We start from the raw sequence: 13,188 nt of genomic DNA, 5'->3' as shown, positions 1-13,188 counted from the left end.
GCTGGTAGTGCCTATGCCCTACCAGCTTTTTTTAGGTCTAATGACGTGAGCTGAGGCTCACTAGAAAATCGAATCATCCTCAGCAAAGATGTCACGATTAGTCTCGCCCTTGGCATACTCAGTGGGCGCTGTTCCCGGCAAGAAATATTCAAATCTAGAGGTGTAATCATTAGCACGGCTGAGTTTGCCCGTCGCCAAATCGATACGCGCCGAGACTAAACCTGGTGGCACAATAAAGGGCTCCACCGGAACATCTTGCACCGCCACTTCCATAAAGTCTATCCACATCGGCAGGGCCGTCTTTGCCCCCGCCTCTGTGCCGCTAATGGGCTGCTCCGCACTACTTAGATTCTCATTCATGGTGGTGCTGCCCAAAGCCCGCTCTAGATTATCAAAGCCTACCCATGCAGTTGTTACCAAACCACTGACGTAGCCCGAGAACCAAGTGTCTTTCACATCGTTGGTGGTACCTGTTTTACCCACGACGTTACGGCCAGCTCTGTTAATCAGGGGCTTAGATTGCTGTACTCGCCAAGCGGTGCCGTTCCAGCCAGTACGATGCTGCCAGCTACCGCCACCCCACACTGCTGATTGCAGCCCTTGCGTAATCAAGAAGGCATTTTGCTCGGTAATCACCTGCGGGGCAGGTAACACCTCACGCTCACCGCTTTCACAAAGCACACAGGCTACTGCTGGGCGGGCCGAATAAAGGATCTCGCCTTGGCTATTTTCAATCCGCTCAATAAAATAAGGATTCACCAGATAGCCCCCGTTCGCAAATACCGCATAACCGCGTGCAACTTCTAACGGCGTCATCGAAGCTGAACCCAACGATAATGATTCGTTACGCGGTAGTTCATCGATGGCAAAACCAAATCGAGTTAGATATTCAACCGTGGTGTCTACTCCTAGCGCACGCAATAAACGTACCGAAACGACGTTCTTCGACTTAGCTAAACCTTGCCGAACTCGAATCGGACCTTCATACACATCCGGTGAATTACGTGGTCGCCAAGCAATACCACTGCCTGGATTCCATTGGTTAATCGGGGCATCATTCACGAGCGTAGCTAAGGTAAAGCCATTTTCTAATGCCGCAGAATAAATAAAGGGCTTGATGTTAGAACCGGCCTGACGCTTAGCTTGAATTGCTCGGTTATATTGACTCACACTAAAACTATAACCACCAACGGCAGCAGCAATGCCGCCGTCTTGGGGGCGCAGCGCAATAATAGCAGCGCTCGGCTCAGGAATTTGCGCTAAGCGCCAGCCTTGTTCTGTTTGTCTTACTCGTACTTGCTCGCCGACTTTAAGCACATCCGCCGCTTGTTGCGGTGCAGGCCCTTGCCGATCGGCATGCAGGTAGGGTCTTGCCCATGCTAGGGCGGACCATGCTAGACGACCAAGGCGACCATGACTTAATTGCACCGTGGCTTGTTGCTCAGCCACTTCGATCACTACTGCGGGTTCTGTTAAGCCAATATTTTCTTGGGTTTGTAGATGCTGATTAATAGCTTCTGCGGTCCAGGGCTCGGCGTCGGCTGGCCACAGCACTTGCTCTGGCCCACGATAACCATGGCGCTCATCATAGCCGTGCAAGTTCAGTCGAACAGCCTGCTGAGCCGCACGCTGCTGCTTGGCATTGGCGGTAATATAAACCTTAAAGCCGCTGGTATAAGCCATCTCTTCGCCGTAACGATTGACCATTTCAGCACGCACCATTTCAGCTAAATAAGGCGCATCCATGGTTACTTCAGCGCCATGTAGCTTAGTCGCAATGGGCTCAGCTAAGGCTTGCCGATACTGACTATCGGTAATGAAACCTTCTGCCAGCATCCGGCCTAATACCACCGCCCGTCGCTGTTCAGCGCGCTCAGGGTTACTGATAGGGTTCATGGTCGAGGGCGCTTTCGGGAGACCAGCTATCATAGCCATCTGCGCCAAAGTCAGGTCTTTAACATCTTTACCATAATACACTTGGGCTGCCGCACCCACGCCGTGAGCACGATGGCCAAAGGTGATTTTATTCAAATAAAGCTCAAGAATTTCATCTTTGCTGAGCTCTTTTTCCATCCGCAACGAAATAAAAGCTTCTTTTACTTTACGCGACCAGGTTTGTTCAAAACTGAGATAAAAGTTACGTGCTAATTGCTGAGTGATGGTCGAACCACCACCCTGAATTTCACCCGTGCTGACCAATAAAAAGAAGGCCCGAGCCACACCTATGGGGTCGATGCCAAAATGCTCATAAAAGCGCTGATCTTCAGTTGCCAGAAAAGCTTGTATTAATGGTTTCGGAATTTCGTCTAATTGCAAAGGAATACGGCGTATCTCGCCAAACTGCGCAATCAGCTCACCATCGGCAGAATAGACCTGCATGGGAGTTTGTAATTGCACCTGCTTAAGCTCAGCAACGCTTGGTAAATCATCCTTTAAAAATAAATATAAGCCGGCTACGGTGAGCGCACCTAGCACCACCGTAGTGATCGTTATCCATAAAAACCACTTCAAAATCTTCAAAAAGTCGCCCCTTGTATCCGTGTCATCTGTTGATTCGCGGGTTGCGTATAAGTTCTACATATTATAGAAAGATACCAGAATAAACAGAACGATTATTTAGAATTTGCAAAGTGCTTTGCATGATCATTACATTTGCGCTTAATATGATCATTCGCATAGAACAATTTTAATAACACGTGCGCTATACTATTCCTATTCCAGTTAGGGGAGTTCCATGGGTTTATTTGGCTTTGGTAAGAAACCGGGGCTAGGTATTGATATCTCAGCAGAGGCCGTTCGTGGTGTCGAGATCATGCCTACCGATAACAGCTACAGCATTGAGCATGTGGCCGAGGTGACGCTGGCCAAACAGATCATGGATGGTGATGAGATTGTCGATATAGACAAGCTCGGCAAAATGATTGCCCAGCTACGCAAACGCATGGGCCATGCGCGTGTTGCGGTGGCTGCGATATCCGGTAATCAAGCCATGCAGCGTATTATAGCGATGGATATTGAGCTGGATGACGAAGCTATTGGCGAAAAAATCGAATCAGACCCTGACCTATTATCCGTTGATACGGCCATAGACCATGTTTACGATTACGAAAGTCTAGGAGAACATCCTTCGCTACCTGGGCAGCAACGCGTCATGTTGATGGCGGCTCGAGCCTCAAGTGTGAGTACTCGCAGCCAAGCCATCGAAGCTGGCGGCTATAAAGTAGCGGTCATGGATGTGGATAACCATGCGGTAGCACGCACCTGTAATCATGTGTTACCCCATCTTTATCCAGACGTGGCTGCCAGTAATTTACCATACGTGGTGGTCGACATTGCCGTCTCGGCAATGCAATTGGTTGTAGTGGTTGATGGCGAGGTAGTTAGCAACCGCTTTCAAGCCGGTGGTTTACAGCCCTTACTCAATGCCCTTACCGAAGGCGATTACAACAAGCATGGCGAAGTTTTGGCCAAATTACGCAGCGGTGAACATGAGCAATACCCCGATTATATCTTGGATGACATGCTCAATGATTTAGGCAGCCAAGTATCTCGGGGCATCCAAATGTACCAAAGTAACGCGGTTGAACGCGGCTTTGCGGCGCTATTTTTGATTAACACCGGGGCTATGATTCCAGTTCTACAAGATATGGTTGCAGCGCAGGTTTCCTTTCCTGTGCATGTACTTAATCCTTTTGAGCATTTCCCCTTGCCCGATAAGTTGAGCCATTTGCATGCACACGGCCCACGCTTTGTTGAAGCCTTGGGGCTAGCCTTACGGAGTTACGCACCATGGCACATATAAACCTGCTACCGTGGCGCGAAACGGTCAAGCAACGAGCCAAAACTCGATTTGGGATACACGCTGCTTTAGCCTTGGGTAGCGCTGCTCTCATTTTTGCGGTGGCCTACTTTTTAATTAATGATTACAAGAACTATCAACAGCGTCGGAATCAATTTCTGCAATCAGAAATTTTGGTGCTGGATAGTCAAATAGCTGAAATCCGTAATATTAATAAGAAAAAAGATGAAGTCTTGAATAGAATGAAACTAATTCAAGCCTTACACCAAGACCGTAACACAGCGATTACCTTATTTAATGAATTAACTCAGCGCACTCCTGATGGGGTGTATTTGCACTCGGTAGAAAAACGCGAGTTAACCCTAACCATTAACGGCCGTAGTAGCTCGAATAACCGGGTTGCTGAGTTTTTACGAGCGCTGAAAGATTCTCCTACGTTTGCTCAACCCGAGCTACGTAACGTGGTGGCCGCCAGCGCTAACGACCGCAGCATTCCTGATGCTGATGGCTTGGGCTACGATGCTTTTAGCTTAACCATTAATATTGTGCCCACAGCCTTGGCTACCGGTGATACCGGAGGCAAGCCATGAGTGTTAACTTAGATAGCCTTCGTGAACTTGATATCAATGAATTACCATTTTGGCCGCGACCCTTTCGAGTGGCGGTTCTGGTGCTACTAGCGGTTATCGTACTAGGTCTTAGCTATCACTTTGTATTAGCTGACGAGTTAAAAGCCTATCAGCGCGAGCAAACCAAAGAGGCACAATTGCGCCAAGACTTCGAGAGCAAATTCAACGAAGCCATTAATTTGCCGCTGTATCGTAAGCAATTAGATACGTTGAATGAAAACTTAGAAGTACTGCTGCAAATGCTGCCCAACAACGATGAAACACCTAAGTTATTGGACGATATCACCTTGATTGGCACTCGCAGTGGGCTTAAATTTGATCGTATTGAGTGGCTACCGCCCCAACCACGCGAGTTTTATACTGCCCTGCCGATGCGGTTTGAGCTCAAAGGTGAGTATCATCAGATTGGTGAGTTTGTTGGGCAAATTGCCAGCCTAGACCGCATCATTAGTGTTAAGAATTTCACCATGCAACTGCAAGACGGCAGCAGTTCCATTCGCTTAATTGTGACCGCTGAGACCTATCAGCAGCAAACCCTGAGGGCAGAACCATGATAAGTCTGCTACCTCGTGGTCTAGGCCTCAGTTTTGTTAGTGTCGCTTGTGCCCTGCTGATTGGGTGTGCCCCAGTGAGTTTGAGTGATTTAGAGCAATTCAAGCAGGGCGTGCAACAGCGTGCCCAGCCCGGCATTAGTCCTGCCCCAGAGCTACCAGAGTTAGCGCGCATGGGCTATTTGGGCCAATCCGCCCGCAATCCTTTTCAACCGACGCCGGTGCAAGCGCAGGCAATTCAAAGCGGCGCCGGCAGTTGCCCACAACCTAATCTAAATCGGGCAAAGGGTGCGCTGGAGGCGGTTGCGCTAGACCAATTAACCTTTACCGGCACCTTACGTACCGGCGCTAGTGGGCTTACGGCGCTGGTGGTTTCAAACGAAGGCCGGCTGTATCGAGTAACCCAAGGCCAGTACCTTGGTTTAAATATGGGTGAGGTATTAACCATCTCACCTCAAGCAATTGCAATTCGCGAGTGGATAGCTACCGGCGACGGCTGTTGGCAGCGACGCGATGTTTCGTTAACCTTGCTGAATTCGCAAAGGAATTAAAAAAACATGAAGCACTTAATTCGCACGGTCTGTTATTTGGCGCTATTACTACCCGCCACTCTTTATGCTAACGACCTGATCCGCGTTGAAAAAATCGGCTTAGGCCCGGAGCGGTTCAACTTGGAGGCGCATTTTAGCGAACGCGTAGATGCCCCTGTGGTGCGACGTCATAGCAATCCGTTAGTGCATGAATTCTTATTGCGTGGCACCTCAGCAGCCGCTCTTGCTGGGCTGTTGAACGTAGGTGAGCACCCACTATTAGATCAGGTTGAAGTAGAGCAGCAACGCGACGATGTGTTGTTACGGGTTAGCACCACCAAGCCGCTGGAACACCTGATGAGTCGCATGGGCGAAGTGATGGTCTTAGTCTTTGTGGCGAGTAAGAAAGCCCCTGATGCTGTCGCTGCAACGACTCCTGCTCAGCCAGCCCCACGCTCAGCCCCAGCAGAGCCAGCTCCGTCACCACAGCCGCCAGCTCGCGACCCTGAGTTACGTACCGCCAGTGCCGCCTATATCGCTACGCAAAACGCTAGCCATAGCACAGTCACCTCCATCAATTACTTTGGTTTAAGTGGTGCTACTGGCCAGCTCAGCATCGCTTTTAAGGGCGCTGAAATTGAACACGAGCTCGATGCTAGCAAGCAGCAGCTTGAGCTTACCCTGTTTAATACTAAGTTACCTGACGACCTATTATACGTGCTTGATGTTAGTAAGTTTGATACCCCCATAGGCTACGTTGAAACCTTTCAAGAAGGCCGTCATGCGCGCTTAAAAATTGCCGGCAAGAGCGATTTTAGACATCAACTGGAGCAGTTGGATGGTTATCTGCGCCTCACCTTTGCCGAGCGCACCGAGCCCAAGCAAGCAGCGCTAGATAAAAATCAAAAACCCATTTCGTTAAACTTTCAAGACGTACCGGTACGCCAGCTCTTACAAATTTTGGCAGAAGAAAACCAGCTCAACTTGGTGGCGAGCGAGTCTGTCACCGGTAATATCACCCTGCGTTTAGACAATGTTCCTTGGGAGCGAGCGTTAGAAACGATTCTGCGCGTTAAAGGCTTAGATAAACGCATTGATGGCAATATTCTGATTGTGGCACCAGCCGTTGAGTTAGCGCAGCGAGAAGAGCAGCAGTTAGAAGCCAATCAACGGATGGCCGAACTAGCGCCATTAACCAGCTCCTATATTCAGGTTAATTACGCTAAAGCTGCAGAGATCGCGGCTATTTTGCGCACCGATAGTTCTGATTTACTGTCCTCGCGAGGAGCGGTGACAGTCGATGAGCGTACCAACACGCTCTTGGTGCGCGATACCCAGCAGCAGATCGACAGCGTTAAAGCCATGGTTGAGGTCTTAGACATTCCAGTAAAACAAGTGATTATCGAAAGCCGCATGGTGACTGTACGCGACAACATTAGCGATGAACTGGGGATCCGCTGGGGTATTACTGAGCCTAGTGTGGATACTAGTTTGCCACTACCCTGGGGCTCAGGCACCTCTATTACTGGTGATTTTAATGTCAACCTGCCGGTAAGTAGCCCCGCTGCAACCATAGGTTTTCAAGTCGCTAAATTAGCCGACGGCCGGTTACTTGATCTGGAGCTGTCTGCGTTAGAACGAGAGAACAAAGGTGAGATTATTGCGAGTCCTCGCATTACTACCGCAAACCAAAAAGCCGCTTACATTGAGCAAGGTACTGAAATTCCATACGTAGAAAGTGCCTCTTCTGGGGCAACGTCGGTGCAATTTAAGAAGGCCGTGCTGGGGCTGCGAGTAACCCCACAAATCACCCCTGATAATCGCGTGATTCTTGATTTGGTGATCACCCAAAATACCCGTGGCGAAACCGTAACCACCCCTACTGGGCCGGCGGTTTCAATCGATACCCAAGAAATTGGCACTCAAGTTCTAGTAGAGAATGGCGAAACCATTGTGCTTGGTGGTATTTACCAACAGCAAATTCTTAATGATATTTCCAAAGTACCCTTGCTTGGTGACATCCCTTACGTTGGGGTATTGTTTAGAACGGAAAACCAAGTGAACGAAAAGCGTGAATTATTAATTTTTGTCACGCCACGAATTGTGACCAATAATCCGTAAACCTTGCTTAAATGGCTGTGACTTGCGATAATCGCGCATCTTTTTGGTTGGGTAAAGGAAGGTCTTGAGACACTCCGGATTCCGTGAGTCACAGCTAGTTAAACAAGTGAAGTAAAGCATCTAATGGCTGAAAAACGTAATATTTTCTTAGTGGGCCCTATGGGGGCTGGTAAAAGTACCATCGGGCGACAATTAGCACGCCAACTCCATCTTGAATTTTTCGATTCTGATACTGAAATTGAGCGCCGTACCGGTGCTGATATTGCGTGGGTGTTTGAATTAGAAGGCGAAGACGGATTTCGTGCGCGTGAAGAAAAAGTCATTGAAGAGCTCACCGAAAACACTGGCATTGTGTTAGCTACTGGTGGCGGATCGATTTTAAGCAAAGAGAGCCGTAATCGCCTTTCTGCGCGAGGCGTGGTGGTCTATTTACAAACCACCATCGATAAGCAGTTAGCAAGAACCCAACGTGATAAACGACGCCCTCTGATTGCGGATGCAGAAAATCCTCGCGAAGTACTAGAAAACTTGGCTGAAATCCGTAATCCTTTATACGAAGAGATTGCTGATGTTATTGTTCGTACAGACGAACAAAATGCAAAGACAGTGATTGACCAAATTATCGAACACATCAACGTATAAATTCGGAGACGCTCATGCAGACACCCATACAACAAATCACCGTTGGTCTGGGTGAGCGTAGTTATCCGATCGAGATTGGACCCGGCCTGTTGCAACGCAGTCCGCTATTTCCAAATCTTCCTCAGCAGATTTTAATCATTACCAACACCCTGGTAGCACCGCTCTATTTAGCCAAAGTAAAACAGTCGCTGGCGGCACATCAGGTGGTGGTGCATGAAATTGGTGATGGCGAAGCCGAAAAAAGCTTACCTAACTATCAAGCCATCATGGATACCCTAATTAGTCATAGTTTTGCGCGTGACTGTGCCATTATTGCCTTAGGTGGCGGTGTGGTTGGCGATTTGGCCGGCTTTGTTGCAGCAACCTATCAGCGGGGCGTGACCTTCTATCAAATTCCAACCACCCTGCTGGCGCAAGTGGATTCGTCGGTAGGAGGTAAAACGGCTATTAATCATCAGCTTGGTAAAAACCTCATTGGCGCCTTTCACCAGCCCCATGGGGTGTTAATCGATACCGACTGCCTGCAAACACTCAGTGCTCGTGATTACACCTGTGGCCTTGCTGAAGTAGTTAAGTACGGCATTATTGCCGATGCTGATTTTTTCACTTGGCTGGAGCAGCAAGCCGGCGCTCTGTGCGCACGGGATACCAGCGCAATAACTCAGGCGATCAAAGTAAGTTGCAGTATTAAAGCCGCCATTGTCGCAGCGGATGAGACCGAACAGCATCAGCGTGCCTTGCTCAATTTAGGGCATACGTTTGGGCACGCCATCGAAGCAGCCGATTATCAACATTGGCGCCACGGTGAGGCGGTCGCCGCAGGAATGGTGATTGCGGCCACCTTGATGGAACAAACCGGCCAACTAGCCAGCACAGATCTGCATCGAATTCGGCAACTCTTGCAGCAACTGGGGTTACCTGTTGAAGCTCCTCAACTAACGTTGCAGCAATGGCAAGATTACATGCAACGCGATAAAAAAGTAAAAGCCGGAGTGATTCGATTTATTCTCCCTACCGCCATTGGCCAAGCTCAAATGATTGGCTTAAGTGATTGGCAAGTGATTGCGACAGCAATAAACGCTTGTAGCAGTTCACGGCCCTTCAGCAAGCTGATGGCAGGATCGGCTGATGCTTAAGAAACGCGCGTTTTTAAAATGGGCTGGGGGCAAATATGGTCTTATTGAACCTATCACTGCGCTCTTGCCAGAGGGCAACAAGTTAATTGAGCCTTTCGTCGGCGCCGGTTCGGTGTTCTTGAACACTAATTACGACAAATACATTCTTAACGATGTTAATCCAGATTTAATCAACCTGTTTAAGATCGTCAAACGCCGGCCGCGACGTTTTATTGATGATGCTGCGCGCTTGTTTACTCTGAGAAATAATACCGCTGATGCCTATTACTCACTACGAGAGCAATTCAATCAAAGTAGCGACTTATATCAGCGTGCACTGTTGTTTTTGTATCTGAATCGCCATGGCTACAATGGCTTGTGCCGTTACAACTTATCAGGACAATTCAATGTGCCCTTTGGACGTTACAGCCGGCCTTATTTTCCACAAGCAGAATTAGAATTTTTTGCAGAAAAAGCCCAGCAAGCCGTCTTTACCTGTATGAGTTTTGAGCAGGTGTTTCGTCGTGCCCGTAAAGGCGATGTTGTGTATTGCGATCCTCCTTATGCACCGCTCAGCACTACCGCTAACTTCACCAGTTATGCTAGCGGTGGCTTTAACCTCGAGCACCAGCATGAGTTAGCTCGTCGGGCTGCTCATACCGCACATAAACGCGGCATCCCGGTGCTGATCAGTAATCACGATACGGAACTAACACGATTGCTGTACCAAGATGCGGATATTCAAAGCTTACAAGTAGCACGCTTTATTAGCCCCAAAGGCGATAGTCGTGGCAAGGTTGCAGAGATTCTGGCGCTCTACACTCAACCTGAGCGCGCCAATGTCATTCCTTTAACTCGGCGAGTGAGAAGCAGATAACGATGAACTGGCAGCTAAAATCCTTTCCTCAGCTCAGCACCAGTGAGCTGTATACCATCTTGAAAGTGCGCCAAGAGGTGTTTGTGGTTGAACAAACCTGTCCCTACTTAGACGCTGATGGGAAAGACCCGCAGGCTCTGCATTTGGTCGCATGGGATGCGTCCTCGGCGCAAGCTGAGCTGTGCGCCTACGCTCGTATTTTTATTGGTGATGCGCACACGCCATCACGCATTGGCCGAGTATTAACAACTAACCATGCTCGTGGCCGTGGGTTGGGTCGTGAGTTGATGCAGCGTGCAATCACGATTTGCCAACAACATGCTAAGACTCAGCCTATTCAAATCGGTGCGCAAGTATATCTACGCGACTTTTATCAAAGCTTAGGCTTTATTGAGACCAGTGCCGAATATCTTGAGGATGACATCCCTCATGTGGATATGGAGCGCGCCGTATGAATGCTGCCGAGGTACCCATTCTGGTGCTGACTGGGGCAGATCATGACTATGCACAAAGGTTAGCCCAACGCTGCCAACTGCAAGTGCTTAGCGCTACGAACGCTAATTTAGACCAGTATGAATTTGTGCTTGAACTTACCCCTACCCAGCTACAACTTCGCTGGCTTGCTGCGCCTAAGATGTTGCCGCTGGTGGTTGATTTTAGTCAGGGTAAAGCAGCCTTTCGGGCGGCCAAGGCGAGCCTTAAAGATGAAGCGATCGGCCGCGCCTGTGGCCTGGCTAAATATAAATCAGCAACTATCCTAGATGGTACTGCTGGCTTAGGTCGCGATGCCTTGGTGCTTGCTCAGCTGGGGGCTACCGTCTTACTGCGCGAACGTAACCCGGTAGTAGCAGCTTTATTGTTGGACGGATTACAGCGGCTGCAACACAGCGATGCTAACTTAGCCACACGGTTACAATGGTATGACGACAGTTATCAAGGGTCTATCGATGTGGTTTATTTAGACCCCATGTACCCGAAAAGCGATCGAAAACAGCGCGCAGCCGTAAAAAAGGACATGCAAATGTTTCAGCAGTTAGTTGGGGCCGACCATGATGCCGACCAGCTGCTAGCAGATGCGCGCGCCAAGGCGCAGTATCGGGTGGTCGTTAAGCGTCCACAGCACGCTGATTTTCTGGATCAACAGCCACCTCAGAGCCAAGTAATAAGCAAAAAACATCGATTCGATATTTACTTAACGGAGCAATCTCATGATTCAAGTCAATGACCGTATTCCCGCTGGTACCTTAACCGCTTTAGGTGATGTTGGCCTTCAGCAGTTTAATCCAGCAGAGATGTTTGCCCAAGGCCGTCATATCCTCTTTGCAGTACCTGGCGCCTTTACTCCTACCTGTTCAGAGAAACACCTGCCAGGTTTTGTTGAGCATGCTGCTGCGCTGCAACAAGCAGGGGTGCAGACTATTACCTGTGTGGCCGTAAACGATGCCTTTGTGATGCGCGCTTGGGGTAAAGCCCTCAATGTAAATGACAAAGTGCAGTTGTTAGCTGATGGTGATGGTTCTTACCATCAACAACTGGGGCTGACTAAAGCAACGGGCTCGTTTGGCGGCTTGCGCGCAGAACGCTACGCTATGGTGATTGAAGATGGTGTTGTCACCCACCTCTTTGTGGAAGATGAAAAAACCTTTGGTGTAAGCAGTGCTGAGCACGTGCTAGCAGCTTTAACAGGCGAGTAACCCTAGTCCATGAGTGAAGCAGTTCAGCATTATGACGTGATTATCATTGGGGCGGGTGCCGCCGGTTTACACTGTGCTGCACACGCAGCAGCCCGAGGCAAAAGCGTGATAGTGCTGGACCATGCTAAACAAGCTGGTAAAAAAATTCTGATTTCTGGTGGTGGACGTTGCAACTTCACCAACATGTTTGCGAGTGCTGAAAACTACCTCTCGGATAACCCTCATTTTTGTAAATCTGCACTAAAGCAATACACCCCATGGGACTTTATTGCTCTAGTTGAGCGCCATGGTATCGCTTATCATGAAAAAACCTTAGGCCAGTTGTTCTGTGATGTAAGCGCCAAAGACATTGTCTCTATGCTGCTCAAAGAATGTAAGCAGTATGGCGCCAAAGTACAATTACGCACCGACATAACCGCAGTTGAATACCACCAGCAGAAGTATGAGTTAACCACCTCACAAGGCCAGTTAACTAGTACTGCTCTGGTTGTTGCCTGCGGCGGCTTATCTATGCCAAAACTTGGTGCAACGCCTTTCGGTTACCAACTAGCCGAGCAATTCGGGCATACCATATTGCCCGTACGCGCTGGCTTAGTGCCTTTTACTCTGCATGACACCGATAAACAACAGTATGCGGAGCTTTCTGGGTTAGCTGTTGATGTGATTGCTAGTACGGCAGCCGATGCTAAAATGAGCGCCAGCTTCACTGAAGCAATGCTGTTTACCCATCGTGGTTTATCTGGTCCGGCAATGCTGCAGCTATCCAGCTACTGGCAAGCTGGTGAAGTTATCGATATTAATCTACTGCCTAGATTTGAGTTGTTGCAGCAGTTACAGCAACTGCGTCAACAACGCCCAAAGTTAGGACTACGCAGCGCTTTGCAAGAATGGCTGCCCAAACGCTTGGTACAAGTGCTAGCTCAGAGCCAAGGGTGGCCTAACAAGAACCTCGCTGATTGCAATAATCAGCTGCTACAAAAAGTCGCCGAGGACATTCAAGCTTGGCGTCTTAAGCCCAACGGCACCGAAGGCTATCGCACCGCCGAAGTGACCCTCGGCGGTGTTGATACTAAAGAAATCAGCTCTAAGACGATGCAAAGCACCATCCAGCCTCAGTTGTATTTTATTGGTGAAGTGATGGATGTTACCGGTTGGCTTGGCGGCTATAATTTTCAGTGGGCGTGGAGCAGTGCCTACGCCTGCTCTCAGCACCTCTAAAATCACTAGCGC

13 protein-coding genes are annotated in these 13,188 nt (G+C 49.1%); 12 read left to right on the top strand and 1 reads right to left on the bottom strand.

From position 1 onward, the window contains the following. Window positions 1–60 precede the first annotated feature (60 nt). Window positions 61–2,520, bottom strand: coding sequence for a penicillin-binding protein 1A (locus NOG12_RS08085; protein WP_313932928.1), 2,460 nt, complete (start codon window positions 2,518–2,520; stop codon window positions 61–63). A 214-nt stretch (window positions 2,521–2,734) separates the two neighbouring features. Here NOG12_RS08085 and pilM point away from each other — a divergent pair, with 214 nt between their 5' ends. The 12 genes from pilM (at window position 2,735) to NOG12_RS08025 (ending at window position 13,176) form a co-directional block, all read left to right on the top strand. After that, the gene (gene pilM, locus NOG12_RS08080) at window positions 2,735–3,802 is read left to right on the top strand and encodes a type IV pilus biogenesis protein PilM (RefSeq protein ID WP_110076434.1); all 1,068 of its coding nucleotides are present in this window, start codon (window positions 2,735–2,737) and stop codon (window positions 3,800–3,802) included. Further along, window positions 3,790–4,389: a PilN domain-containing protein gene (locus tag NOG12_RS08075; protein WP_110076435.1), complete on the top strand. Its 600-nt coding sequence runs from the start codon at window positions 3,790–3,792 to the stop codon at window positions 4,387–4,389. The genes pilM and NOG12_RS08075 overlap by 13 nt, the downstream gene beginning before the upstream one ends. After that, entirely contained in the window at window positions 4,386–4,982 is a 597-nt protein-coding gene (locus tag NOG12_RS08070; protein WP_110076436.1) for a type IV pilus inner membrane component PilO, read from the top strand. Before NOG12_RS08075 ends, NOG12_RS08070 begins: the two co-directional genes overlap by 4 nt. Next, window positions 4,979–5,530 carry a pilus assembly protein PilP gene (locus NOG12_RS08065; RefSeq protein WP_153826275.1) on the top strand — a complete coding sequence of 184 codons (552 nt, stop codon included), beginning with the start codon at window positions 4,979–4,981 and terminating at the stop codon, window positions 5,528–5,530. The genes NOG12_RS08070 and NOG12_RS08065 overlap by 4 nt, the downstream gene beginning before the upstream one ends. A gap of 6 nt (window positions 5,531–5,536) precedes the next feature. Further along, window positions 5,537–7,630: a type IV pilus secretin PilQ gene (locus NOG12_RS08060; protein ID WP_313932927.1), complete on the top strand. Its 2,094-nt coding sequence runs from the start codon at window positions 5,537–5,539 to the stop codon at window positions 7,628–7,630. A gap of 123 nt (window positions 7,631–7,753) precedes the next feature. After that, window positions 7,754–8,272: a shikimate kinase AroK gene (aroK, locus tag NOG12_RS08055; protein ID WP_110076438.1), complete on the top strand. Its 519-nt coding sequence runs from the start codon at window positions 7,754–7,756 to the stop codon at window positions 8,270–8,272. Window positions 8,273–8,298: 26 nt separating this feature from the next. Further along, window positions 8,299–9,408 carry a 3-dehydroquinate synthase gene (aroB, locus tag NOG12_RS08050; protein WP_313932959.1) on the top strand — a complete coding sequence of 370 codons (1,110 nt, stop codon included), beginning with the start codon at window positions 8,299–8,301 and terminating at the stop codon, window positions 9,406–9,408. Then, on the top strand, window positions 9,401–10,264 hold the full coding sequence (locus NOG12_RS08045) for a Dam family site-specific DNA-(adenine-N6)-methyltransferase (RefSeq protein ID WP_110076439.1): 864 nt from the start codon (window positions 9,401–9,403) through the stop codon (window positions 10,262–10,264). Before aroB ends, NOG12_RS08045 begins: the two co-directional genes overlap by 8 nt. A gap of 2 nt (window positions 10,265–10,266) precedes the next feature. Further along, window positions 10,267–10,719: a GNAT family N-acetyltransferase gene (locus tag NOG12_RS08040; RefSeq protein ID WP_313932926.1), complete on the top strand. Its 453-nt coding sequence runs from the start codon at window positions 10,267–10,269 to the stop codon at window positions 10,717–10,719. After that, window positions 10,716–11,489, top strand: coding sequence for a class I SAM-dependent methyltransferase (locus tag NOG12_RS08035; RefSeq protein ID WP_313932925.1), 774 nt, complete (start codon window positions 10,716–10,718; stop codon window positions 11,487–11,489). The genes NOG12_RS08040 and NOG12_RS08035 overlap by 4 nt, the downstream gene beginning before the upstream one ends. Continuing rightward, on the top strand, window positions 11,473–11,958 hold the full coding sequence (locus NOG12_RS08030) for a peroxiredoxin (RefSeq protein ID WP_153826280.1): 486 nt from the start codon (window positions 11,473–11,475) through the stop codon (window positions 11,956–11,958). Before NOG12_RS08035 ends, NOG12_RS08030 begins: the two co-directional genes overlap by 17 nt. 9 nt (window positions 11,959–11,967) lie before the next feature. Beyond that, a complete protein-coding gene (locus tag NOG12_RS08025; RefSeq protein WP_313932924.1) occupies window positions 11,968–13,176 on the top strand; it encodes a BaiN/RdsA family NAD(P)/FAD-dependent oxidoreductase in 1,209 nt (402 codons plus the stop codon). The last annotated feature ends 12 nt before the right edge of the window (window positions 13,177–13,188 follow it).

Origin of the sequence: Pseudidiomarina fusca, from assembly GCF_032227045.1 — a bacterium.
Lineage (GTDB): Bacteria > Pseudomonadota > Gammaproteobacteria > Enterobacterales > Alteromonadaceae > Pseudidiomarina > Pseudidiomarina fusca.
The sequence above is the reverse complement of the archived record's forward strand: the minus strand, read 5'-3'. Positions and strand labels throughout refer to the sequence as shown.